The following is a 25,383-nucleotide window of genomic DNA, read 5'->3' as shown; positions in this document are numbered from 1 at the left end:
TGCGCTTCCCTCCTTTTTAAAAATGGATTACTTGTTTTGCTTTTTCAATAATGTCTTTATAATTAGGTAGCCAAACGTCTTCGGCTGCAGAAAATGGATAAACCGTATCAGGAGCTGTCACTCGAAGAACGGGAGCTTCCAAGCTTAAGATGGCACGATCATTAATTTCCGCCACAACATTTGCCGCGACGCCTGCTTGTTTTTGTGCTTCTTGTACGACGATGGCACGATTTGTCTTTTCTACTGATGCGACAATGGCATCAACATCCAACGGGCTAACCGTTCTTAAATCAATAACCTCGGCTGAAATACCTTCCTTTTCAAGCGCTTCGGCCGCTTTAATAGACGATTGAACCATGGCACCATATGTAATAATGGAAATGTCATGCCCTTCTCTTTTGACATCTGCCTTTCCTAGTTCTATTGTGTATTCTTCCTCAGGTACTTCTTCTCTAAACGAGCGATACAGCTTCATATGCTCCAAAAAGATAACCGGATCGTTGTCACGGATGGCAGAGATTAATAGCCCTTTGGCATCATAAGGGGTAGAAGGAATAACAACTTTCAACCCTGGTTGCTGGGCCAATAATCCTTCAAGACTGTCGGCATGCAGTTCAGGTGTTTTTACACCGCCGCCAAAAGGAGAGCGAATGGTTATCGGTGCCGAACGGGTTCCACCGGTTCTGTAGCGCATTCTGGCCATTTGTCCCGAGATAGCATCCATCGTTTCATAGACAAAGCCGAAGAACTGAATTTCAGGTACCGGACGGTATCCTTGCAGTGCCAGCCCAATCGCTAAACCATTAATGGCAGACTCGGCCAGCGGTGTATCAAACACCCGGTCTTTGCCAAATTCTTTTTGCAAATTTTCAGTTGCCCGGAAGACGCCCCCGTTTTGTCCGACATCCTCTCCAAAAACAAGAACATTCTCATCGTTTTTAAGCTCTGTTCTCAAGGCGTCAGTAATTGCTTGAATCATCGTCATTTGCGCCATTTTATTTCGACTCCTTCGCTTTATATTCTTCCATTTGCTCCTCCAGGTTTTTAGGCAGCTTCTCAAACATAAAGCCAATCAAATCAGTAACCTTTTGTTTTGGAGCTTTATCAGCTAACTGAATCGCTTCTTTTATCTCTTTTTTCGCTTGTTCAATTACAATCTCTTCTTCCTCATCAGACCATAGGTTTTTACTTCCCAAATACTTCCTAAAACGAACGAGCGGGTCTTTTTTCTCCCATTCATTATCCGTTTCCTCTGTTCTGTAACGGGTCGGATCGTCACCCGCCATCGTATGCGGGCCGTAACGATACGTCAATGTTTCAATTAACGTCGGTCCTTCTCCATTTAATGCTCGTTCACGAGCTTTTTTCGTAACGGCATAAACGGCCAAAGGATCCATACCGTCCACTTGAATCCCCTCAATTCCAGCCGCCACTGCTTTTTGGGCAATCGTTTTCGCGTTTGTTTGCAGTTCAACCGGAACCGAAATTGCAAAACGATTGTTTTGGACGATAAAAATAGCTGGGACGTTGTAAACTCCCGCAAAATTGATCCCTTCGTAAAAGTCGCCTTGTGAAGAGCCGCCATCACCGGTATAGGTAACCGCAACTGCTTTTTTATCTCGCATTTTTAATCCGAGGGCCACACCCGCAGCCTGTATGATTTGGGCACCAATAATAATTTGCGGAGGCAAAATATTCAGATCTTCCGGAAGCTGATTCCCTTCATAATGACCTTTTGAAAATAAAAATGCTTTGTGAAGAGGCAGCCCATGCCAAATGATTTGAGGCACATCCCTGTATCCCGGGAGGAGAAAATCTTCTTTTTCAAGTGCAAAGTGGCTCGCCAGCTGAGATGCTTCCTGTCCCGCTGTAGGCGCATAAAAACCAAGCCTTCCTTGGCGGTTTAAAGAAATTGAACGTTGGTCAAGCATTCTCGTATATACCATTCTTCTCATCAATTCTTTTAACTCGTCATCGGATAAGTCTGGTTTTTCCTCTTCGTTTACGATTTCACCTTGCTCATTTAAAATTTGAAACGTTTGGAATTCTTTTTCGATGTTCTCTAATGAATGAAAACCCATCATTTCCACCTCTTCCTTTCATATTGATCATTACTTAATTTATATCCATTTTTTAATAAGCAAAGATACTTATTAGGTTAACCAAAAGCTGCATGACTAATGAATGTCCTCGATTTAGCAAGTATGTAAGCGGTTATATAACAGTATGAGAAGAAAAATTTCTGTACTATATTAGATTTAGGCTCTGAATATAACACGTCTTAATTTTATTTAAGTTTATCTTATAAATACTATAATTTCAAGCGAATTGTTTCTAAACTGTATTATATAATAGATAAAAACTGTACTATAAAAGAGCTGAATAATTTGATTCTTTTTGTATAGATTTTTTCCCTAATCTCAAGAAAAATAACCTCAAAACGTTTTGACCAATGGGCAATTGACTCACATCCTGTGGGCCTGCAGACTTTTTGAACATGCTCTAATACGTGTTTAATGCTACATCACCTTATTTTATGGTAAAATTAAATTGACGCTTGAGTGTTTAGGAGTGACATAATTCAATGATTAAAATGACAGATATTATCATGGATGGCCATCCCATTCTTCGAGAAAAAGCGGCTTCGGTTAAACTGCCCGCTTCACAAGAAGAAAAAGAAACGCTGCAGGAAATGTTGCAGTTTTTAAAGAACAGCCAAGATCCTAAAATAGCCGAAAAATATGGACTTCGTCCCGGTATTGGACTTGCAGCTCCTCAAATCGGCATCAGCAAAAGAATGATCGCAGTCCTTGTTACAGATGACGAAGAGAATGTATACAGTTATGCTCTTTTTAATCCGAAAATTTTAAGCCATTCTGTTGAACAGACTTATTTGGAAGGTGGAGAAGGCTGCCTATCGGTGGATGAAGACATCCCGGGAAATGTGCCCCGGTATGCAAGGATAACTGTTACAGGCACTGATCTAAACGGCAGTGAAGTTAAACTTCGCCTTAAAGGCCTTCCTGCCATTTGTTTTCAGCATGAAATCGATCATTTGGACGGCATTATGTTTTACGATCGAATCGACAAAAAAGACCCATTTCAAACATATGGAAAACCCGTACTTCGTTAAGCGATTTTCTTAACAATTCACGGGTTAAAAGCCAAAATTGGCGAAAAAGACCGATTTCACTTATAATTAGAGAATGAAGAGCAATTCGTATAAAAACCGGGACGACTTTTGCCCGGTTTTTTTAAGAAAGTATAAACTTGCCAAGTAGCCAAATCTAACCCCCCGTTTCACTTAAACCTGCATCTCCCACTATTTACCTGAAATTTTTAAAGACAGTTTCAAATACTATTCGTAACTGGAATTGAATAGAAAGGGGATGCAGCGTGATGCTAAAAAAATTAAGAAAAAAAATACTTAAGCGCTGGTCTAAATTAATAAATCAAAACCTTCTGCCAGAATTTTAAAAAACTTGCCGGTTGGCAGGCCTTAATGGCATAAAATAAGGCATAGTACACACAGAGTATAATCTCGCTAACGGTAAATTGCCCTTATACTAGGGCTTAAAGTTTGCTGCTACGTCGATTTTCTACCGCTATTTATGCTTTCCTAACGTAAAAAAGAAGAGATTATTACAACAAAAACATGAAAAACATTCCATTTTCCTTTATACTATAAACATGGCTTCGGGTTCAAGAAAGTGAAACTTCCAACAAAATGTCTGCATTCGGGAAGTTTTGGTAAAAATATAATGAGAAAAGTATTGGAGAAGTAGAAATTATGAAATTTATTAAAAATCATCAAACAGCCGTCTTCGCACTTGGAGGCCTCGGTGAAATTGGCAAAAACACCTACGGCATTCAATTTCAAGACGAGATTATCTTGATTGACGCGGGAATTAAGTTTCCGGAAGATGAATTATTAGGAATCGATTACGTCATTCCAGATTATACTTACCTTGAGAGAAATAGTGAAAAAATTAAAGGACTATTTATTACACACGGACATGAAGACCATATTGGCGGAATTCCGTTTTTGTTGCGGCAAGTTAACATTCCAATATACGGTGGAAAGTTGGCAATCGGTCTTATTCGAAACAAACTTGAAGAACACGGTCTTTTAAGGGAAGCAAAATTAATCGAAATTCAAGAAGACGACGTCATTAAATTCCGAAAAACGTCTGTCAGTTTTTTCAGGACAACGCACAGTATCCCGGACTCCTACGGTATCGTCGTAAAAACCCCTTCTGGAAACATCGTTCAAACCGGAGATTTTAAGTTTGATTTTACCCCAGTTGGCGAGCCTGCGAACTTAACAAAAATGGCTGAAATCGGAAAAGAAGGGGTCCTTTTATTAATGTCAGACAGCACCAACAGTGAAATCCCCGATTTTACAATGTCTGAACGCCGTGTTGGGGAAACGATCCAAAATATTTTCCGCAAAGTGAACGGCAGAATTATTTTTGCTACATTTGCCTCAAATATCCATAGGCTCCAGCAAGTTGTTGAAGCTGCTGTTGAAAGTGATCGTAAAGTTGCCGTTTTCGGGCGAAGCATGGAATCCGCAATGGAAATTGGACAAGAATTAGGCTATATTAAGGCACCTAAAGAAACATTTATTGAGCCGTCGCAAATTAACCGCGTCCCTGATAACGAAATAACAATTCTCTGCACCGGCAGCCAAGGGGAACCGATGGCTGCCCTGTCACGGATAGCTAATGGCACACATCGGCAAATTCAAATCATACCTGGAGATACTGTTGTTTTTTCGTCGTCGCCTATACCGGGAAATGCGGTAAGCGTTGGCAGAATCATTAACAAACTTTATCGTGCAGGCGCTGAAGTCATTCATCACAAATTAAGTGATATTCATACGTCCGGGCATGGTGGGCAACAAGAACAAAAACTGATGCTGCGCCTCATGAAACCTACGTTTTTCATGCCTATTCATGGCGAATACCGAATGCTAAAAATCCATACGCAGCTAGCAGCGGATTGCGGTATTCCTGAAGATCATTCATTTATTATGGATAATGGGGATGTACTTGCCCTTGAGGAAAATAATGCTTCGATTGTAGGAAAAATCCCTTCGGGTTCGATTTATGTTGATGGAAGTGGGATTGGCGATATCGGCAACATCGTTTTGCGGGATCGAAAGATTCTTTCTGAAGAAGGGCTTGTTGTTGTCGTTGTCAGTATCAATATGAAAGAGTACAAAATCGTTTCTGGTCCAGATATCATTTCAAGAGGGTTTGTGTATATGCGTGAGTCTGGGGACTTAATAAAAGAAGCGCAAGATTTACTAAGTAATCACCTTAATCAGGTGATGGAAAAACAAACAAATCAATGGTCGGAGATAAAAAATGAAGTAACAGAAACACTGGCTCCATTTTTGTATGAAAAAACAAAAAGACGGCCAATGATCTTACCGATTATTATGGAAATCTAAAGATGCTGACGTGTCCTTGTTTTGACGTCTTTATTAAAAAAACGCCCTAGGGCGTTTTTTTGTTGCTCATTCTTCCGACATTTTTTTCTCTAAACGGTTAATATCTTGATATGCACCAATAACGACTAAAACATCGCCTTTTTTTATTTTTTCTTCCGCTTGTGGGGAAACTAGAATCTCTTCATTTCTTTTAATTGCAACGATATTCACGCCGTATTTTGCACGGATATCTAATTCAAGTAATGTCTTTCCATCCATTTTTATTCCAGCAATCAATTCAACAATACTATATTCGTTTGACAACTCTAGATAGTCAAGAACATTATTGGAAACAAGATTGGTTACAATCCTTACTCCCATATCTCTTTCAGGATGAACAACTTGATCTGCCCCAATTTTCCGTAAAACCTTTTCATGATAATCATTTTGAGCTTTCACAGTAATTCGTTCTACTCCAAGTTCTTTTAAAATAATCGTTGTTAAAATGCTTGCTTGAATATTATCCCCTATCGCTACAATCACATGCTCAAAATTACGGATACCAAGGTTTTTAAGAACAGCCTCATCTGTCGTATCCGCAATCACAGCGTACGTTGCAATTTCTGAATATTCATTGACTCTTTCTTCATCGATATCAATCGCAAGAACTTCCATTCCTTGAGCAATTAATTCCCGGCAAATGCTTCCCCCGAACCGGCCGAGACCGATAACCGCAAATTCCTTCTTCACAACCATTCCTCCGTCAATGCCAAACTTGCAATTTGCAAATATCATACCATAATTAAACTTCTTATGCCGTATTCCCTAAAGAAAAAAGCTCAAAGATGTTCAAAAAAAGAACATCTTTGAGCTGAGTCCTTATGGAATTATAATGTAGCTTGTCCAGGTCTCCAGTTTGCTGGGCAAAGTCCGCCTGTTTGAAGTGCTTGAAGAACACGTAAAGTTTCGTCAACATCACGTCCAATGTTGTTATGGTTCACAACAGAATACATAAGTTCTCCCTCAGGGTTAATAATGTAAAGACCGCGCAGTGCAACACCTTCTTCTTCGATAAGAACACCATACTCTTTAGATACTTGGTGGTTTGTATCCGCAGCTAAAGGATATTTCAAATCACCCAGGCCGTTATCATCGCGGGGTGTGTTAATCCAAGCCAAGTGTGTATGCACTGTATCAGTGGAAACCCCAATGACTTCTGCATCTAAATCTGCGAACTCGTCATAACGGTCGCTCATTGCTGTAATTTCAGTCGGGCATACGAAAGTAAAGTCCATTGGATAGAAAAATAAAACCGTCCATTTGTCTTGTTTCATGATTTCTTCTAGACTAACTTTACCAAACTCTTTATCAGGCATTACAGCATCCAATTCAAAACGAGGAGCTTGTTTGCCAACCATACGTTCTGCCATTATGTAACCCTCCTAAAAAATTTTCCCCTTATTTCGATTACAACTAAATTATACAGGACTTTCTCTTTTTAGTCAATATTAAATTGTAATTAATGTAATTAAGTAGATGATTGTTTTTATTGCTATTTTATACGATACAAATCTAAGAAGATAGGAAGATCATTCAGCTAATTGAGAATAAATGAGGAACAGCTTTATCGCCTGTTCCCCTCATTCTTCTCATCGCAAGCGGGTTTCAACTTCCTGGCAAACTTCTTCAGCTGATAATCCACTAGCATTAATAATTGAACCTTCAGTGATGGTGTTTTGAATTCCCATCATATTTTCATCTTGTCCGGTAATCACACATACATCACAATTTTTGGCATCAGATTCTTGTTTTAAAGTAACCACTTCATAACCGTTATTTTGGAGTGCTTCAGAAACATTAGTTAGAGACTGCTCAACACCAATTTTAGCCATATGATCCCTCTTTTCTACAAGATAAAAATGCTTCATAATTGATAAATTACCCTCTTTTGTTACTTTTATTCATTTATTTCTCCATTTCGCTTACAAGGTTTAGAAATGCTTCTACTTGTTTAAGCCGCGTATAGGATTCATGGCTTATAATCCATGTATCTCGGCTCACTCTTTCTTTACGTTTTGTCATTAATGGAATTTTATAAATGTCGCGATCGTTTTCAGTTAAACTAATGGAAGGCAGGATCGCGTAGCCAATCCCATTTAATGCCATTTGTTTACATGTCTCAATTTGATCGACAACAATCGTACGCTCAGGCGGCGATATAAAATGTTCGTGCCACCATGATTGGATTTCACGATAGTACGTCGAATCACTTTTAAATTGAATAAAAGGCTTATCGGTTGATTTTAATGCTGAAATTGACTGAATCGTTGTATCGACGAGAACGAGCTCATCTGTTAATAATCGCTTTTTCATCCCTTTCCATTCAGGATTTCCGCGGATAATCCCAATATGGAAATGCTCTTCATCAAACTGATGCAAAATTTCGCTGCTCCACCCGGTAATCAATGAAATTTTTACATTTGGATATCGCTCCACGTACTGCTTTAAAAATTTCGGGAGCCAATACTGTCCAATAATTGAAGCAGCCGCCAATTTTAATGTTCCTGAAACTTCTGCTTTCAAAAAAGAAATTTCATCTCTCACCTTTTCTTGCTCACGAATCATACGGTTGACGTATGCAATGATTTTCTCGCCAGCAGGGGTTAGGGCTAAACCTCTTTTTGAACGTAAAAAAATTTGTGTCCCCCATTCTCTTTCAATCGTCCTTAATCGTTGACTTAATGCGGGCTGGGTAACGTAGAGGCGTTCAGCGGCTTTTCGCATATTAAGTTCCTCAGCCAAAATCGACAGCATTTCATATTCTGTCATAGTAAAAGATCAACTCCGTTTCACTACTTATTGCATGTTCAAAAAGGAGGACAACGAGAGGCAAGAAGGTCGAGGAAGCGTAGCTCTGAGCACCGCAACGTATGTTTGTAGGATACGTGAGGAGCGGAAGAGCAAGCTGACGAAGAGATTCGCAGCCTATTAAGGAAGTTCGACGAAAAGCATCACGTCCTGTGATAACGTCGAACTGACTTACCTCCTGTAAGCCTCCGGACTTTTTGAACAACCTCTATTATTGTGAAAGTTTTCTTTGTGGAGAAGGATTAGGTTTAGGCAAAAAGAAAATGAAAACAAGTGTAAAAACTGCTAAGCAAGCTATTCCCCAATGCACGCTATGCAATGCATAAGTCAGCCCATCTTTAAGAATGTTCAATGCTTCTTGCGGTAAAGCATTCCTTTGGCTTTCATTTAACAATACATTAGCCGCATCAACGGTCAGTGATGCATCAATTCCATCACTGTTTGTTAAGAAATATCGTTTCATTTGGCTATTTAATATACCGCCAAGCAATGCAGCCCCGATTGCATTTCCAAGTATACGCATAAACATGTTGTTTGCAGTTGCAATCCCTCGGGTATTCCAATCAACACTACTTTGTATCGCAACAATAAAGGTTGTGCTTGTTAATCCCATGCCAACCCCTACAAAGAATGATGCAGTACCAGCCCAAACAGGGCCAAGAGAAGGAGTTAACAGCACGAAAAAAATGGCTCCTACTACAAGCGATAGCCCACCTAACAAAGCTGTTGTCCGAAAACCAATTTTAATCACTAATCTTCCGGCAATTGTGGAGGCAATCGGCCACCCGATGGACATTGTCGTCAATGTAAACCCAGCAATAATTGGCGTTTTGCCCATCACACCTTGTACAAATGTCGGAAGAAAGGTAGATACACCCATCATAATCATCCCTGACGTTAACGTAGCTACATTCGCAAAAGCCATCAGTGGATGTTTCCATATTTTAAGCGGCATCACCGGTTCGCTGCACCGTTTTTCCTGGATAATAAATAACATAAAACAAACAAAAAAAACAGCAATTAAGCAAATGATTGGAAAGGATGTCCACTTCCAAGCGATACCACCTTGGATGAATACGAGCATTAAAGCCGAAACGGAAAAAAGCAGCAGTAAAGAGCCGGTGTAATCAATCTGCTGCTTTTTTCTTTCAGGACTCTCGTGCAAAAAGCGAACGACGCCAATAATAGCCAATATGCCTAAAGGAATATTAAGCCAAAAAATCCATGCCCAATGCAAATATTGAACGAGTAAACCGCCTAAAAGCGGACCTAAAATCGCAGAGATTCCCCAAACACTCGACAGATATCCTTGAATTTTAGCCCTTTCTTCAATTGAATACATATCACCTACGATTGTCGTTGCAATTGGTTGTACCGCACCTGCGCCTAAGCCTTGGATAAACCGAAATAAAATAAGCGCGAACATAGAAGTCGCAAAACCGCACAAAAGCGATCCGATTAAAAAAGTAATGATTCCGAATACAAAAATAGGTTTTCGGCCAAACAAATCCGACAGTTTTCCGTAAATAAGAATGGAAACAGACTGCATCAGTAAATAAGAGGAGAACACCCAGCTATATAAAGAAAAATTGCCGAGATCAGAAACGATCCCGGGCATTGCCGTAGCAACAATTGTCCCTTCGATGGCAGCCATAAACATTGCTAAAATTACTGCAGTTAAAACAAGCGGCCGATGTGTTTTTTTTTCGCGATAATTTGCGGCTGTAATATTTTGATAAGACATGTTTGCACCACTTTCTTTTTCGAATCAACGGCAATGGTAGATCTCTATTGTTCTTTTATTTATCGTCTAGCAATAGAAAAAATCTGTCCCAGCTACATTGGGCGGACAGATTCTCGATTGGTTTCATGAATATAGCGATTAATATACTTTAAAATCGCTCTTCGTGTTAAAATACCAGTAAATACCCCTTCATGATTCACAACACATAAAAATGGGTGGTCAATCGAAAGTTTCAATCCCCTTATAAAACTTTCATCCTCGCGTATAGACGGGGCCTCATCTTTAATAACATCTTTCACAATTTTGTTTTCTAATTTTTCCGTTTCAATTCTTTCAATTCCTAGAATTGAATCAAGGATTAAGGTCATGCTAATAAGCCCTTTTAATTTAAAATCTGAATCAACGACAGGTATGGCGGAATAGCCTGATTTAATTAAGACGAGCAACGCATGTTCAAGCGGGTTGTTTAAATTGACATGTGCAACTTTTTCAGATGGAATCATCAACTCTTTTATTTTTTTATCGTTCATATTATCACAACACCCCTTCGGTCGTTTTCCAAAGCGAGCTGATCCCAACTAAGAAGGGTTCATTTTTAGTGTATCATACTTTACCACCTTCAACTACTTTATAAACCGGAAAGGAAATGGCTTCTTTTGTCGAAAAATAAGAAGTTTGCTTGAATTGGTTTAACGGGTGTTTTTTTGTGAAAATATATGAGGGAAAATATATAAAGGCTAGGTGTTTACGATGTTAAAGAGAGAAATTGAAGCGAAACGAAAAAAGATGATTGCTGCCGCTAAGCGGTACGGATTCCAATCAAAAAGAACCATTCGCATTAGCCAAGAATTAGATAAGCTTATTTTTCTGTACCAAAAAACGAGTAATTCTTAGATTTTATCACTTTTTAAAATGTTTATTTTGTTTTCTTTCATCATTTTCTGGGCAGCTCATTTTTACATCATCTTAATAAAAAATATAGAATTTGGAATGAAGCCGCCATACATCCCAGCCATGATAAGCAATGAGAAAACCCGGAGAACCTTATTCACCGGGTATTATTTTTTTGCCTTTTTTTGTTTTAGATGCTTATCGACAAAATTAGTCGTCGTATCTCCAGCTAGAAATGCATCATGGGCGATGACGGTCTGCAACATCGGAATATTCGTTTTTATTCCTTCGACAACATATTGATCAAGCGCTTTTTTCATGCCGTCTATCGCTTCTTCGCGCGTCGATCCTTTAACGATTAACTTGGCAATCATTGGATCATAGAACGGTGTAACAGTAGACCCTTCATTTACAGCAAGTTCGTGCCGAATATTTTCTCCCCTTGGAAGCTCGAGTGTTGTAATCTTTCCAGGCGAGGGGAAAAATGTTTTTGGATCTTCCGCATAGATCCTTACTTCGATTGCATGTCCCATTCTTTTAATATCAGATTGTGTAAAAGACAGCTCTGTCCCCCATGCAATCTTAAGTTGTTCTTTCACTAAATCCAGCCCTGTGATTTCTTCCGTTACTGGGTGTTCAACTTGTAATCTTGTATTCATTTCAAGGAAATAAAAATTCTTGTTTTCATCCACCAAAAATTCAATCGTGCCGGCGTTAACATACCCAATTGCTTTCGCAGCTTTCACCGCAGCCTCACCCATTTTCGCCCTTGTCTCATCATCTAAAAAAGGAGATGGCGCTTCTTCGACAACTTTTTGATGCCGGCGTTGGATCGAACATTCTCTCTCCCATAAATAAACAGTATGATGGCGCTTGTCGGCGAGAATTTGTATTTCGATATGCCTTGGATTTTCAACGTATTTTTCAACATACATTGCCCCATCACCAAAGAAATCAGTCGCTCGTTTTTGGTTGCCGCTGTATGCTTTTGTTAATTCTTCATCATTTCTTACAATTTGCATGCCGATTCCACCGCCGCCAGCCGAAGCTTTTAACATGACAGGGTAACCGATTTCATTTGCGATTTGAATGGCTTCTTTTTCGTCTTTTAATGGGTAATCGATCCCTGGAACAACAGGGACGCCCGCCTTTTCCATCGTTCTTCGCGATTCAATTTTGCTTCCCATTTTTGAAATAACAGATGGATCCGGCCCAATAAAAACAAGCCCCGATTCGGTGCATCGCCTTGCGAATTCTGCATTCTCCGACAATAGGCCATATCCAGGATGAATCGCTTCAGCGCCTGCTTCATTTGCAACCTGTATAATTTTATCGATATTTAGATAGCTTTCGTTTACTCTAGGTTTTCCAATTAAATACGCTTCATCTGCCAGTTGGACATGAGGGGCTTTTTCGTCGGCCTCTGAGTAAACTGCAACTGTGTTTATTCCCATTTCTTTACAAGTCCTCATAATCCTTACGGCAATTTCTCCTCTGTTCGCAATCAAAATTTTTTTAAACATTGCTTTCTCCTTTTATATGTATTTTTGTCCCATCCACAAGTATATTTTGAGCCCCGTACTCCCATTTGAAGCAAACTGAATTATTGCTCATCTTTCCTTTTATTTTAATTTAACTTTTTTATATTGTAAAGGAATTCTAAAAATTAAACATAATAAGAAAAACGGGGCTTTATCCTTCTAACAACGGTTCATATCCTAATTGATGAAGATTTTCGGCAATTGTACGGTAGCCACGCTTGTTTGGATGTAAGCCGTCAACCGAGAGAAATTTCTTTTTTTCTTTTTTGAATTTTGGATGGATGTTCGTAACTGCAATATTTTTCCGGGTGAACTTTTTCTTTAATTTATAGTTAAATAATCGAATCCAGTAATCGCTGTCTTGGACTTGTGGAACCGGGTTGTATAAATCGACAATTCGAATAAGATAAGGGGCTTTCGTAGAGGACTTGATGGAAGCTATTTCATCTATCATTTTTTCGATGTTTTTTAAGGCCTTATTGCTTGCGCGGTTAAGAACTGAATCATTTCTCGAAAGAATAAAACGTTTCCCCGCCTTAAGCAGATCATTGCCTCCAGCGGTAATCGTCAACAAATCCGAGTGGTAAATTGCGTACCTGATTCCAGGGTCGAAAAACATCGACAAAATTTGTTCTGACGTTAAACCGCCTTTCGAATAATTGTGGACAACGACCTGTTTGTTGAAAACTTCCTGTGCCATTTGTGCATAACTCTGGACAAAATTAGGCGAAAAAAACGCCCCCCTTCCTTTCGTCAATGAATCTCCAAGTGCTGTATAAATTAAAAAAGGCTTATACATAAATGGCCAACCCCAATCAGCGTCTTTTCCTGCTGATCCATTTGTATGAAAAAAGTGACGATTTCGATTGGGGCAAACGATTAAAAATTTCTGTTCAGTTAAAGCTGCTTCGTTAGACTGCCCTTACCATTTACAAGTTCTTTCATATACTGATTCATGATTAGTATTTAGCTTTTACATACATTCAGTAAAAACAGCAGCGTTCCTGTGTAAGCTTACGATCTGGACGCTTAAAGTATTGATGGAGAAGGGATATGGCAAAATGATTTATACTTTAAAACAATCGCTGTTCTATGTTCTGCTTATCCTTATTTTTATCCTCTACGGAGATGCTAAGGACACGAAATTAAAACGAAGAAAGAAGAAATTATTCATTATTGCACATCGGGGTGCATCTGATATTGCACCGGAAAACACATTTGCAGCTTTTGACAAAGCGATTCAAACGCACGCTGATTATATCGAACTGGACGTCCAATTAAATCGAAACGGGGAGCTTGTCGTCATACATGATACGACTTTGGAGCGGACGACGAATGCAGCAGGCCCAGTAAAAAATTTGACAAACAAAGCCCAGAAACGCATTGATGCCGGAAGCTGGTTTCACCATTCTTTTCGCAATGAACGAATTCCGATGTTAAAAGAGGTACTGAAACGCTATAGCGGAAAGGTTGGCATGCTTATCGAGCTAAAAAACCCTTCCTTGTATCCGGGAATTGAACTGAAATTGGCAAAAGAATTAAAAAAGCATCTATACAAGCAAACGAAAAACACTCCTTTTGTCGTTCAATCATTCGATCACCAATCCATCCTAAAATTTCACAAATTTCTACCATCTGTTAAAACCGCTGTACTCATTGGTTTCACATCGCCTATTAATGTTCAGGAAATCCAGTCATTTTCTTCTTATGCGAACTATGTAAATCCCCATTTTCTATTGATTGATGATGAATTGGTTAATATGGCTTCACATTTTGGAATGGGAATCTTCGCATGGACAGTCAATCATTCAAACATAGCGGAAAAGTTACTCGAAATGGGAATTGACGGCATTGTAACAAATCGTCCTTATTTGTTTAAAAAATAAAAACGCGCACTCCCATTTGGAAGTACACGCATCATTTTTTAAAGTCCACATTTAAGCTGTGCACCACAGCTCGTACACGTATTGCAGCCGCCAATGTCTTCAACTTCGCCTTCCCGGCAAACAGGACAAGTATTTCCGAGTTCAGATCCGATTGTCACTTCTGTATTTTTTAACGGTGCAATCGTATCAACAAGGACAACACGGTTTTCTGTCAGCTCTTCTTCTTCAAACGTATTGTCTTCCGCTGTCAAGCTTAACACTTGTGCATCCCGGCTTCCATCGACATATACCGTTCCGCCTTTAGCACCACCGCGATAAAGCCTTTCATAAACCGCTTCAACTTGTTCAACAGCATAGCCTTTTGGAGCGTTTACCGTTTTACTAATCGAACTGTCAATCCAACGCTGAATGACACATTGTGTATCAGCGTGTGCCTCAGGAGTCAATTCCATCGCCGAAATAAACCATTCAGGCAGTGCTTCAGGATGGGCATCGGGATGATTGCTTAAATATTCCTCAACAATCTCAGCTTTCACTTCAATAAATTTGCCTAAACGGCCGCTTCTAAAATAAGAAAATGAAAAATAAGGCTCTAAACCGGTTGAAACACCGACCATCGTACCTGTTGATCCTGTAGGTGCAACCGTCAGTAAGTGAGAGTTGCGAATGCCATTTTCCAGTATATCCGATCGAATATCTTCAGGCATGGTGCGCATATAGCCCGTTTCTGTAAATGCTTGTCTAAGCTTCCTTGTCTCTTCATCAGTATCACCAATTAAAAATGGGAAGCTGCCTTTTTCTTTTGCTAATTCGATAGATGCCCTGTAAGCATTCGTCGCTATCGTTTCAAAAATTTGATCCGTTAACGCATTTCCTTCCTCTGATCCGTAGACAGTCTCACAATAAATTAACAAGTCGTGAAGCCCCATCACGCCAAGCCCGACACGCCGCTCGCCTAATGCCTGTTTTTTATTTTCTTCAAGAAAGTAAGGTGTCGCATCAATGACGTTGTCCTGCATTCTTACACCGATTTCAACCGTCCGCTTTAACTTTTCAAAATCAACCTTTTTATTTTCTTTATCGGCCATTTGAGCTAAATTCACAGCAGCCAAATTACAAACTGAATATGGTGCTAGTGGTTGTTCGCCACACGGGTTAGTCGCAACGACCTTCTGGCCATACGCTTTTGCATTCGTTTTATCATTTGCATTGTCAATAAAGAAAATGCCGGGTTCAGCTGAATATGTCGCGCAAATATTGATTAAATCCCAAAGATCTTTGGCGCGTATTTTTCGATAGACACGGACAGGATGCCCTGCTTTTTCCCATTCACGCACGTCTCCACATTTATGCCATTCCTCATTGTAAATTCTCATCTGTTCCGGGTTATAATTTTCAACATCCGGAAAACGAAGCGCATATTCTCCGTCATTTTCAACAGCTTCCATAAATTCTTTTGTAAGACAAACGGAAATGTTGGCCCCTGTCAAAAATTCCGGTTTATGAACAGTGTATGTTCCCCCAGTTGCAAGCTTTTCTTCCGCTTCTTTAATAATGCGGTCGTTAAACCCGCCTTTGCCCGGAATATTTTTATAGTTAACGATGCCTTGATACATCGCTTCTTCTGTTTCAGTAAGCGGAGTGAATTTCAATTTTTCACGGGCAAGCTGTTTAATCTGTTCGTCATTTGTGTTCTCAATTAAAAAGCGAAGAATTTTCGGATTTTGCATTTTGGAAATAATAAATTCGATAATGTCAGGATGCCAGTCTGCCAGCATAATCATTTGAGCTCCGCGCCTTGAACCGCCTTGCTCGACAAGATGTGTTAGCTTTGCGATATCATCAAGCCAAGATACTGAACCGGAGGATTTGCCGTTTACCCCTTTTGCAAGCGTGTTTCTGGGGCGCAATGTTGAACCATTCGTACCAACCCCGCCTCCGCGACTCATAATTTCCATTACCTGTTTCCTGTGATCGGAAATTCCTTCACGTGAGTCTGGAACAAATGGCATGACATAACAGTTAAAATAAGTAACATCTGTATTTGCCCCAGCTCCATACAATACGCGGCCGGCCGGAATAAAGTTCAATGAAACAAGTTCATTATAGAACTTCTCTGTCCATTCTTTGCGCTTTTCTTCTGTTTTTTCTACAGAAGCAAGGCCGGTCGCATTCCTTTTTGCGATTTGTTCGTAAAAAATCTCAAGCGGCTTATCAATAATATCCAATGCTCGTTTGACAATGCCTGATTTAACTTCCTCCGGCCGATCAAGATTGTGGCGATACTCTTCCTCAATTTCGACGCAAGCCGAGTTTTCTTCCCAATCTATTTTTGTTATGAAACCAAGCCCTCTTGCAGGAAATGTCGGATCTTCTTTCACTGTTAGAACGACGAAATCGCCAATTTTTAATGTGCTTTTTTCAGTATCTTTAAACGCATAACGGTCAAGCATGACAAGTCGTGACACACCAGAATAGGTCGTTTTCATATCAGAAGTAATTGGGTGGACTTGTGGAAAATGTTTAATATCCTCGTTTAATCGTTCGGTATCAATTTCATGTTTAGTAAGTGTAATGCCCATATTTCTCCTCCTCTAATTTATTATGTCTTGTTGTATGTATTCATCATGGTTTTCACGGTGCAGCCGTGCTTAAACCCCCAATAAAGGAAGTCTCGCTATATGTCGAACGATGACAACTAGCTTTGATGTGTGAATTCATCATATCACAGGAGAATTTAAAATAGCAACAAATAAATCAATATATAGTATGAATTTCACATTTTTTAATACTATATATTGATTTTTGAGGAAGAAAAATAATTTTGTCAAATATGAAATCAATCGATTTTTGAAGAAAAAAAGAGAAAAGGGCACTTTTCTCATGTAAGAATCCTTCATATAATAAATTTTGGCCATTGCACTTTCAGTGTATGTTCAAAACCCCGTTCACCTTTTTACCTCATAAAATTCCAGTCATCGGATTGATACCGGTTTCTTGCAATTTCCTGAATTTCATTTTTTTGCGGCTCGTCGAGTACAAACTCCTGCAACTCAACATTCAAGCCTTTTTCAAACCCCGTTTTAAATGCAGCTACAGCCTGTTCGAGCGAAATTTTTCTACCGAGTAATTGATTAATGGTGACCGCTTTATTTTTAAAATTTGCTTGCATTTTTTCTCTTTCTGCAAGATCACGGAAATTAAACAAATCAAACATTTTATCTTCATCTAAATCTAGCAATATAGCCCCATGCTGTAAAATAACTCCCTTTTGTCTTGTTTGGGCACTGCCTGCCACTTTCCTTCCTTCAACAACGAGCTCATACCATGAAGGTGCATCAAAGCAAACGGAAGACTTTGGTTTTTTCAAATCCATCTTTTCTTCTTCCGATCTCGGTACAGAGAAATAAGCATCCAAACCTAATTCCCGAAAACCTTGCAGCACACCCTCTGAAATGACCCGGTATGCTTCAGTTACGCTTTTAGGCATTTTGGGATGTTCTTCAGAAACGATAACGCTGTATGTTAATTCGTATTCATGAAGCACGGCCCGTCCACCAGTAGGCCGCCTTACAAAACCGAGCCCATATCCCTTTACCGCGTCCAAATTAATTTCCTTTTTAGCCCTTTGAAAATAACCAATGGAAAGTGTAGCCGGATCCCAGCTGTAAAATCGGATGACAGGTGGAATTTTCCCTTCACTTTGCCAATTTAACAGCGCCTCATCACATGCCATGTTATAAGCTGGCGAACACGCCCCGGAATTTAAGAAAAGCCAAGTTTCTTTCAATTGCCTCATCCCTTTTTATGAAGTTCAATACTTCTATCATGATTTTTTATTTTAAAAAATGCAAGTCTGCAGAAAAGTTTCAAGAGATGTTAACCGTTTTAATCTTTGAATTTCTATAAATAACCGATATAATCAACATGTAGATATACATGTGGAATAAAAGAATTTTAATTTACAGTTGGTTTGAGTTCGACGAAGAAGCGAACTTCAAAGCTTCCAAGCGGCTGAAGTAAATACAATGTGACCGCTCTCCAGCTTTCTGCGTTTAGCAGTTCAAACTCAAAAGACTGCTCCTTAAAATTCTTTCGTTCCTTTCATAATAGAAAAAGAACGAACAGGGGGAAAAATCTTGGAGATTTTATGGCTTTTAATCATTGTCATTGTTTCATATATTGTTTTTGTTTTCATTTCAAAATTGCTTCAAAAGCGTTATTTAAAAAAATTATCACAGGAAGAATTTAAGAAAGGCTATCGAAAAGCCCAACTGATTGATGTAAGGGAAGAAAAAGAATTTAATGGCGGACATATTTTAGGCGCACGGAACATTCCCGCGTCCCAGCTTCGCATGCGTTTTTCTGAAATTCGCAAGGACAAGCCCGTTTATTTATATTGTGAAGGAAGTGCCCGCAGCAGCAGGGCCGCACAATTTTTAAAAAAGAAAGGCTATACCGATCTCTATTATTTAGAAGGCGGGTTTAAGAAATGGACAGGCAAAATTAAGAAAAAGTGACTTCCAAAGGAGTCACTTTTTTATTTGTTTAGAATGTGTTGATTTTATTAAAAACGCAGGAATTGGGCATCATAACAAACAAAGATCAAAACCAATTCAATGCTTTCTAGGAGTTGTCGCAATGATTACGATCGATTTTGATCAAGAATGGGAACAGGAATTTTTACATCGGCTATCAAATGACGGACCTTGGGGAAAATGGGAAGTGGCAAAATTAGCGATGGAGGCTGAGGAGGAGCTCGCCATTCCATCTTTTTTTGGATTGCAGGCTCCAAAGCACTTACCGAATTTAAAGATTTTGCCTCATCAATTAGAAACGGCAAAGCAAGTCGTAGAAAATATGAACGGCAAAGCCATTCTTGCCGATGAAGTCGGCCTAGGAAAAACGATTGAAGCAGGGCTTATTTTAAAAGAGTACATGATTCGCGGACTAGTAAAAAAAGTGCTTATTCTCGTACCAGCTTCCCTCGTGCTGCAATGGGTGAAAGAATTAAACGAAAAATTCTATATTCCGGCGGTTGCGCAAAAAAAAGCTTACGTTTGGGAGCAATATGATGTCGTCATTTCATCACTTGATACGGCCAAAAGAAATCCTCATCGCGACATTATCTTTCAGCAAAATTGGGATTTTATCATTGTCGATGAAGCCCATAAATTAAAAAATAAAAAAACGAAAAACTATGAATTTGTCCAGCAATTGAAAAAACGCTTTTGTCTTTTGCTCACAGCAACCCCTATTCAAAATAAAATTGAAGAGATTTTTAATCTTGTCTCTTTACTTAAACCAGGACATTTAGGAAATATCGATCAATTCCAAAATGAATTTGCTTCAAATAAACGATCAATAGAAAATGAAGAGAAATTAAAAAAACTTATCCATAAAGTCATGATTCGCAATCGAAGAGAAAAAACAAACTTATCATGGACATCGCGCCACGTAAAAAACATAGCCATTGATTTTAGCGAAGCAGAAAAGATGGTATATGACAAAATTACCGCTGCAAAACATGAGCAGATGTATTCGGAACACCAACTTTCAACATTGACACTGTTAAGGGAGATCTGTTCCAGCAGGGAAGCGCTGTTTATGACATTAAAAAAAATGATCGAAAAGGAGGATACGAGCGAATCAACGAAACAATTTGCGATCGAACTCATTTCAGATATTGAAAAAATCAATGGTCATTCGAAAGCGGAAAAATTACTAGAGATTATAAAAGAAATCGACGGCAAGGTTATCGTTTTCACAGAATATCGTGCAACCCAACTTTACTTGCAATGGTTTTTGCAGCAAAACGGCATCAGTTCCGTCCCCTTTCGCGGCGGATTTAAACGAAGTAAAAAAGATTGGATGACACAATTGTTTAAAGACCATGCACAAGTGTTAATCGCGACAGAAGCTGGTGGAGAGGGAATCAACTTGCAATTTTGCCAACATGTCATCAATTATGACTTGCCGTGGAATCCGATGAGAATTGAACAAAGAATCGGCCGTGTCCATCGGATTGGCCAAGAAAAAGATGTTCATATTTACAATTTTACGATCAAAGACACAATTGAAGAACATATTCTATCTTTGCTTTACGAAAAAATTCAGCTCTTTGAAAGTACAATTGGGCAACTAGACGACATTCTTGCGAAGCTCGATTTAAAAAATATTGAGCAATATGTGAATGATATTTTTCTCCATTCAGAAAGCAAAGGCGAAATTAAAATCAAGATGGATAATTTGTCTGAACTTATCAATTTCCAGCGCAATCTTAAAGAGGAGGATAAACAACAAGATGCAGCAACATGATATCCATCAATTTCTTGTACGATATTTTAAGGAGAATGACTGTGAAGTTGCGGAAAATGAAAATTCCCTTGTCATTAAACTTACAGAAAAAATGGATAAACTCCTTATGAATCGTCCTTTCTACTGGCACTACATTGAAAAAATCGGCGGCGTTCCCGAGCCGATGACCTTAACATTGGTAACGAAAAAAAACGAAAAAACATCTGGTGAATTCGTTCATCTCGGATCGCCAAGGTTGCATCAAATCTTCCAGGCTGCTAAAAAAACGTCTCAATTCATCCGTATGTATGAAAACGCGGAAGGAGAAAACTCAGCCTACCTCTCTTTAATCCCTTGGCTAAATATAAACGTAAAAATTTCATACGTTTGCGATCGAAAAAAAGACTCCCTGCTCTCTCTAGGGCTGCATTTAATTACTGGACAGCTAAAAGAAAACTTTTTTAACCAATTGCAAGAAAAATCGCTGACACCAACTTTGCCAGACTACTCGTTTCCATTAACCCCCCTCATCAAGCCAAAAAGCGGCATGAATCGTGTAAAAAAAGCCATCTACGCCTATATTGAGAATGGGGATGATGAATGGGCGGAAAATGCCAAAGCGAGATGGAAAGAGGACTTAGCATTGCTTGAACAGTTTTATGAAGACAAAGAAAAAAGCGAAGCCTACCATAATGAAAAAGAAGCGCTGCAAATTCAATATGAACCAAAAATTAAGGTCGAAGTAATTAATGGAGGCATTTATTATCTTAGCCAATGAAAAAAAGACCACAAAGGGAGCCCTTACATTCCCTTTACGGTCTTTTTGTTTTTTAAAAACATTTGAAGTTTAAATTGGTGCAGGTGCCCCGCCGCCATGGAACACATCAATAAATGTCATGACACTAAACCATCCGAAAACTGCAACAGTCAGTAATGCAAACACAAACCCTAGCATGTTTCTTTTGCGCAATTCACGGAAAATCGCTACGAGCGCCAACAGAGTTATCAGTAGAAAAATAATTGCGAGAGCCATGATTGTACTCCTTTCATCTGTTTGTTCCCTATTGTTCCCTTTTTTGGAAATAGAATGATATGTAAAAAGGATGATCCTTAACATATTCTACCCGTTTTTCAACCATTTGTCGAGACAACCTTGTTTAGAGGCTTCAAGGCCGAATGAAATTTTATAAAAATGTAACATTTGCTTTGTTTTGAATCCTTCTATCATTTCATTTCAAACTAAACTTCATCTTCTATATGGTGTAGAATGATCATGAACACTAAAGAGGAGGTAAAAAAATGAAATGGAAGCAAATGCCTGTCGGCCCCCTGCAGGAAAATACGTACGTCATATGGAATGACGCGAATCAATGCCTTATTGTTGATCCTGGATCTGAAGGAAGCAAAATCATTCAATATATTGAAACACTTAACGTTACGCCGCTCGCCATTCTGCTGACACATGCACACTTTGACCACATCGGAGCCGTTGACGAAGTGAGAGAAGCTTTTAATATTCCAGTCTACATCCATGCAAACGAAGAAGACTGGCTTGAGGATCCGTCTAAAAATGGTTCCATCCGCTTTCCTCTCGGCGTCATTAAAGCAAAAAAGGCTGAACACATTATTAAAAATGAAAGCCAAATCGAGATTGGCGAGTTTTCCATTGAAATCTTTGAAACGCCTGGGCATTCACCCGGGAGTGTGTCCTTTTACTTTGCAAATGAAGGCGTCGTTTTTTCCGGGGATGCGTTGTTTCAAGGAAGCATCGGAAGAACAGACCTGCCTTTCGGAAACTATGAACAGCTTCTGAACAGCATCCATCAAAAACTGCTTAGCTTACCCGAGGAAACCGAAGTTTGCCCTGGGCATGGGCCTGTGACGTCAATTGAAGCCGAAATGGATTCAAACCCCTTCCTCACAGGATTTTAAGAAAATTAAAAAGACGGAGCAAAAGCTTCGTCTTCCCTACGTTGTATGATCAAATTTTTTAGGACATTACAAATACAGTCCAGTATGTAAAACCTGCCATAAAGATGGTTAAGTATGCTCCGAAGAGATACATATACATCCGCTCTGATAATTTCAAATAACTAAGCGAAACAAAAACGATTGTCTGTGCCAAAAATAGAATTGCCATATTATCCAAGTCGCCAAGAAAAGCCATAATCGCTATCATTGCAGTCCAAAAACCTAACACTCGGTACATACGATCCACTAAATTCCCCTCCTTTACACTCACAATCGCTACTTCCCATTATATATGAGTTTCGTTCCAATTGTAAATCCCAATGATCGATTTCGTGTCTAAGTTGTGGCAATTTTAGATATTGGAGGTTAGAAGTTTGAGGGTGAAGTGGACAAACCGATGTTTACACCGGTTTATCCTTTAAAAATAAACTGGGCTAGCTGGATTCGAACCAGCGAATCACGAAGTCAAAGTCCGTTGCCTTACCGCTTGGCTACAGCCCAATTGTCCAATTGCACTCATTATTATGAACAGGATAAAAAAATATATACAAAAAAAGTTTAAAAAATAAGAAGGATTTTAGCGAAATGTGCAGAAAGGTATTCATGCCGTTTGTTTTTCTTCAAAGAATAACTTTATTTTTTTAGGGAAGGGTGATCTTTTGAATGAAATTGAAAAAAGAAGTTTAAAAATAATTGAAGAAGCACTTGACCGCCAAGTGTCGGATATCCATTTTCAGCCGAAAGAAAACTATATTCAGCTGCAATTCCGCATCGCTGGGGAACTTCATCCCTATATCCAAATAAAAGAGCAGCTATATACAAAAATGCTATCTCACTTTAAATTCCAAGCGAATATGGATATTGGCGAAAAGAGACGTCCTCAGAATGGAGCACTTACCCTTTCCTTCCACGGAAAAAAGGTCAGTATACGCTTATCGACAATGCCTACTCCTTTTAATGAAAGCCTCGTTTTACGCTTGCTACCTCAAGAAAACAACTTCTCTTTTAAAGATTTATTTCTTTTTCCCAATCCTGCTAATCGAATGCCTGCCCTTATTCAAGAACAAGCGGGTTTTATGATTCTGACTGGCCCAACGGGATCGGGCAAAACGACAACAATTTATGCCCTCCTTCATCAAGCTGTTTCGAAGTACAACCGGCGAGTCCTGACAATTGAGGATCCTGTTGAAAAGATAAGTGATTCGTTTACCCAGTTAGAAGTAAACGAAAGAGCTGGGATTACCTTTTCAGAAGGATTTAAAGCGAGCTTGCGGCATGATCCGGACATCATTATGATTGGAGAAATACGCGACGGGGAAACCGCGAAAATAGCAATCAAAGCGGCGCTGAGCGGGCATTTAATCATTACGACAATGCATGCGAAAAACACAATTGGAGCCCTTTATCGGCTGCTTGAATTCGGCATTTCTTTTAGTGATATTCAACAAACTGTTACTGCTGTCGCAACGCAAAATCTTATCAACACCATTTGCCCCAATTGCAAAGGCAGTTGTGGACCACAATGTTCCTCGCAAACAAAACGCAGGCTGGCAGTATTTGAATTGCTCTCCGATCAAAACCTTATCGAAGCACTCGCCCATATTTATAACCCGAAAAACCCACTGCCAACATACCCAACGTTACGCGATGAAATTAACAAAGCCATTCAATTAGGGTATCTTCCAAAAGATTACAATGAACGGTGGAATGATGCTTCTTGAGAAGAAAAAAATGGAATAACAGAGAAAAAGCTGCGTTTTTAAGAGGAATCGGCAACCTCATCCAAAGGGGCTACACATTATCAAATAGCATTGAATTATTCGCCTTGAATGAAAGAGATGAAGTACAACAAGATATACAGACGATTCTGCAACAGCTTAAAAACGGCGATAGGCTTTACGATGTTTTGGATCGATTCAAGTTTCCAAACGATGTACTGTCAAGCATCTACTTTTTTGAGCATTATGATCTTGCTGAAGGTTTTATTCAAAGCGGCAATATACTTGAAAAACGTGAACATTTTAAAAGCCGATTGCAAAAAATTATGCAATACCCTCTCTTTCTCATTTGGCTTTCAAGTTTTATGCTTTATATGCTTTTCCGCTATTTGTTTCCCCAATTCTCGAATCTGTTCGATTCTGTGGGCAGTGAGCTTCCAAAAACTACGATGTTTCTCATGCAAATTGTAAAATCCCTGCCTGCCGTTCTCATCGGCTTCGCCCTATTGCTTATCTTTGTTCTTCTCAGCTATGCAGCAAAATACCGCAAGCAATCACCGCGTACAAAGCTAGCCCCGCTCCTGAAAATCCCATTTGTAAACACCTTAACAAAATTAATCATAACACAGCATTTCAGCTTGAGTTTCAGCTCCCTTCTAAATGCAGGAATCTCAATAAACGAAGCATTTCATATTTTTGAGCGGCAAAATTACTCCCTTCTTCTCCAACAAGAGGCGACGGATATTAAATTTCGGCTAAAAGGTGGTGAATCTCTAGAATCCATCATGAATGAAAGAGCTCTTTACCAAAGAGAACTTGCTTCGATCATTAAGCATGGCCAAATGAATGGCAAACTGGCAGATGAACTTGCCATCTATTCGGATATGTTGTTTCAACGGATTGAAGAAAAGCTTGTAAAAGCCCTCAATGTCGTACAGCCAACGATCTTTATCTTTGTCGGCCTTATCGTACTTCTCATGTTCCTGTCAGTCATGCTGCCAATGCTTCAATTTATTCAATCTTTATAAAA

The 25,383-nt window shown here is 39.2% G+C and carries 24 protein-coding genes and 1 tRNA gene; 10 read left to right on the top strand and 15 right to left on the bottom strand.

Annotated elements, in window-relative coordinates; translation table 11 throughout:
- Positions 1–16 precede the first annotated feature (16 nt).
- Complete coding sequence (locus DCC39_RS00250; protein ID WP_116552866.1) at positions 17–994, bottom strand: alpha-ketoacid dehydrogenase subunit beta; 978 nt, start codon at positions 992–994, stop codon at positions 17–19.
- A 1-nt stretch (position 995) separates the two neighbouring features.
- Positions 996–2,084: a pyruvate dehydrogenase (acetyl-transferring) E1 component subunit alpha gene (gene pdhA, locus DCC39_RS00245; protein ID WP_205948445.1), complete on the bottom strand. Its 1,089-nt coding sequence runs from the start codon at positions 2,082–2,084 to the stop codon at positions 996–998.
- Between the two features lie 500 nt (positions 2,085–2,584).
- Between pdhA and def the strand changes: the two genes are divergently transcribed.
- Positions 2,585–3,133 carry a peptide deformylase gene (gene def / locus DCC39_RS00240; RefSeq protein ID WP_116552864.1) on the top strand — a complete coding sequence of 183 codons (549 nt, stop codon included), beginning with the start codon at positions 2,585–2,587 and terminating at the stop codon, positions 3,131–3,133.
- A gap of 657 nt (positions 3,134–3,790) precedes the next feature.
- Positions 3,791–5,458: a ribonuclease J1 gene (rnjA, locus tag DCC39_RS00235; protein ID WP_116552863.1), complete on the top strand. Its 1,668-nt coding sequence runs from the start codon at positions 3,791–3,793 to the stop codon at positions 5,456–5,458.
- A 66-nt stretch (positions 5,459–5,524) separates the two neighbouring features.
- On the opposite strand, the gene DCC39_RS00230 is transcribed toward rnjA, so the two are convergent.
- The 6 genes from DCC39_RS00230 to cbpB all read right to left on the bottom strand — a co-directional run bounded on the left by DCC39_RS00230 (position 5,525) and on the right by cbpB (position 10,579).
- Complete coding sequence (locus DCC39_RS00230) at positions 5,525–6,187, bottom strand: potassium channel family protein (protein WP_116553081.1); 663 nt, start codon at positions 6,185–6,187, stop codon at positions 5,525–5,527.
- Positions 6,188–6,324: 137 nt separating this feature from the next.
- Positions 6,325–6,867 carry a peroxiredoxin gene (locus DCC39_RS00225; RefSeq protein WP_116552862.1) on the bottom strand — a complete coding sequence of 181 codons (543 nt, stop codon included), beginning with the start codon at positions 6,865–6,867 and terminating at the stop codon, positions 6,325–6,327.
- A 219-nt stretch (positions 6,868–7,086) separates the two neighbouring features.
- Positions 7,087–7,329, bottom strand: coding sequence for a YkuS family protein (locus DCC39_RS00220; protein WP_116552861.1), 243 nt, complete (start codon positions 7,327–7,329; stop codon positions 7,087–7,089).
- A gap of 73 nt (positions 7,330–7,402) precedes the next feature.
- Positions 7,403–8,266 carry a LysR family transcriptional regulator gene (locus DCC39_RS00215; RefSeq protein WP_116552860.1) on the bottom strand — a complete coding sequence of 288 codons (864 nt, stop codon included), beginning with the start codon at positions 8,264–8,266 and terminating at the stop codon, positions 7,403–7,405.
- 250 nt (positions 8,267–8,516) lie between these two features.
- Entirely contained in the window at positions 8,517–10,049 is a 1,533-nt protein-coding gene (locus DCC39_RS00210; protein WP_116552859.1) for an MDR family MFS transporter, read from the bottom strand.
- Positions 10,050–10,141: 92 nt separating this feature from the next.
- Positions 10,142–10,579, bottom strand: coding sequence for a cyclic-di-AMP-binding protein CbpB (cbpB, locus tag DCC39_RS00205; RefSeq protein WP_116552858.1), 438 nt, complete (start codon positions 10,577–10,579; stop codon positions 10,142–10,144).
- A 220-nt stretch (positions 10,580–10,799) separates the two neighbouring features.
- Here cbpB and DCC39_RS00200 point away from each other — a divergent pair, with 220 nt between their 5' ends.
- Positions 10,800–10,943 carry an aspartyl-phosphate phosphatase Spo0E family protein gene (locus tag DCC39_RS00200; protein WP_116552857.1) on the top strand — a complete coding sequence of 48 codons (144 nt, stop codon included), beginning with the start codon at positions 10,800–10,802 and terminating at the stop codon, positions 10,941–10,943.
- Between the two features lie 164 nt (positions 10,944–11,107).
- Here the strand turns inward: DCC39_RS00200 and accC are convergent, their stop codons facing one another.
- Both accC and DCC39_RS00190 read right to left on the bottom strand, forming a co-directional pair.
- On the bottom strand, positions 11,108–12,463 hold the full coding sequence (gene accC, locus DCC39_RS00195; protein WP_116552856.1) for an acetyl-CoA carboxylase biotin carboxylase subunit: 1,356 nt from the start codon (positions 12,461–12,463) through the stop codon (positions 11,108–11,110).
- Between the two features lie 169 nt (positions 12,464–12,632).
- Positions 12,633–13,280 carry a GDSL-type esterase/lipase family protein gene (locus tag DCC39_RS00190; protein ID WP_116552855.1) on the bottom strand — a complete coding sequence of 216 codons (648 nt, stop codon included), beginning with the start codon at positions 13,278–13,280 and terminating at the stop codon, positions 12,633–12,635.
- Positions 13,281–13,542: 262 nt separating this feature from the next.
- Between DCC39_RS00190 and DCC39_RS00185 the strand changes: the two genes are divergently transcribed.
- Positions 13,543–14,367 carry a glycerophosphodiester phosphodiesterase gene (locus tag DCC39_RS00185; protein WP_165820747.1) on the top strand — a complete coding sequence of 275 codons (825 nt, stop codon included), beginning with the start codon at positions 13,543–13,545 and terminating at the stop codon, positions 14,365–14,367.
- 38 nt (positions 14,368–14,405) lie between these two features.
- On the opposite strand, the gene DCC39_RS00180 is transcribed toward DCC39_RS00185, so the two are convergent.
- Together DCC39_RS00180 and DCC39_RS00175 are read right to left on the bottom strand one after the other, a co-directional pair.
- Entirely contained in the window at positions 14,406–16,949 is a 2,544-nt protein-coding gene (locus DCC39_RS00180) for a vitamin B12-dependent ribonucleotide reductase (protein WP_116552853.1), read from the bottom strand.
- A gap of 374 nt (positions 16,950–17,323) precedes the next feature.
- Positions 17,324–18,166 (bottom strand): lipoate--protein ligase family protein, encoded by an 843-nt coding sequence (locus tag DCC39_RS00175; protein ID WP_116552852.1) that lies wholly within the window; start codon positions 18,164–18,166, stop codon positions 17,324–17,326.
- A 361-nt stretch (positions 18,167–18,527) separates the two neighbouring features.
- On the opposite strand from DCC39_RS00175, the gene DCC39_RS00170 reads away from it, so the two are divergent.
- From DCC39_RS00170 to DCC39_RS00160, 3 genes are all read left to right on the top strand, one after another.
- Entirely contained in the window at positions 18,528–18,887 is a 360-nt protein-coding gene (locus DCC39_RS00170) for a rhodanese-like domain-containing protein (RefSeq protein ID WP_240613478.1), read from the top strand.
- Positions 18,888–19,008: 121 nt separating this feature from the next.
- The gene (locus DCC39_RS00165; RefSeq protein WP_116552850.1) at positions 19,009–20,685 is read left to right on the top strand and encodes a DEAD/DEAH box helicase; all 1,677 of its coding nucleotides are present in this window, start codon (positions 19,009–19,011) and stop codon (positions 20,683–20,685) included.
- Positions 20,672–21,442: a YqhG family protein gene (locus tag DCC39_RS00160; RefSeq protein ID WP_116552849.1), complete on the top strand. Its 771-nt coding sequence runs from the start codon at positions 20,672–20,674 to the stop codon at positions 21,440–21,442. Before DCC39_RS00165 ends, DCC39_RS00160 begins: the two co-directional genes overlap by 14 nt.
- A gap of 69 nt (positions 21,443–21,511) precedes the next feature.
- On the opposite strand, the gene DCC39_RS00155 is transcribed toward DCC39_RS00160, so the two are convergent.
- Positions 21,512–21,697 carry a DUF2759 domain-containing protein gene (locus DCC39_RS00155; protein WP_116552848.1) on the bottom strand — a complete coding sequence of 62 codons (186 nt, stop codon included), beginning with the start codon at positions 21,695–21,697 and terminating at the stop codon, positions 21,512–21,514.
- A 266-nt stretch (positions 21,698–21,963) separates the two neighbouring features.
- Here DCC39_RS00155 and DCC39_RS00150 point away from each other — a divergent pair, with 266 nt between their 5' ends.
- On the top strand, positions 21,964–22,596 hold the full coding sequence (locus DCC39_RS00150; RefSeq protein WP_116552847.1) for an MBL fold metallo-hydrolase: 633 nt from the start codon (positions 21,964–21,966) through the stop codon (positions 22,594–22,596).
- Between the two features lie 58 nt (positions 22,597–22,654).
- Here the strand turns inward: DCC39_RS00150 and DCC39_RS00145 are convergent, their stop codons facing one another.
- Positions 22,655–22,882: a DUF2626 domain-containing protein gene (locus DCC39_RS00145; protein WP_116552846.1), complete on the bottom strand. Its 228-nt coding sequence runs from the start codon at positions 22,880–22,882 to the stop codon at positions 22,655–22,657.
- Positions 22,883–23,064: 182 nt separating this feature from the next.
- Positions 23,065–23,136: transfer RNA gene (locus DCC39_RS00140), tRNA-Gln, on the bottom strand.
- 158 nt (positions 23,137–23,294) lie between these two features.
- Between DCC39_RS00140 and comGA the strand changes: the two genes are divergently transcribed.
- Both comGA and comGB read left to right on the top strand, forming a co-directional pair.
- The gene (gene comGA / locus DCC39_RS00135) at positions 23,295–24,356 is read left to right on the top strand and encodes a competence type IV pilus ATPase ComGA (RefSeq protein ID WP_116553080.1); all 1,062 of its coding nucleotides are present in this window, start codon (positions 23,295–23,297) and stop codon (positions 24,354–24,356) included.
- Entirely contained in the window at positions 24,353–25,381 is a 1,029-nt protein-coding gene (gene comGB / locus DCC39_RS00130; RefSeq protein ID WP_116552845.1) for a competence type IV pilus assembly protein ComGB, read from the top strand. Before comGA ends, comGB begins: the two co-directional genes overlap by 4 nt.
- Positions 25,382–25,383: the final 2 nt, after the last annotated feature.

It is taken from the genome of Pueribacillus theae (assembly GCF_003097615.1).
Lineage (GTDB): Bacteria > Bacillota > Bacilli > Bacillales > UBA6769 > Pueribacillus > Pueribacillus theae.
The sequence above is the reverse complement of the archived record's forward strand: the minus strand, read 5'-3'. Positions and strand labels throughout refer to the sequence as shown.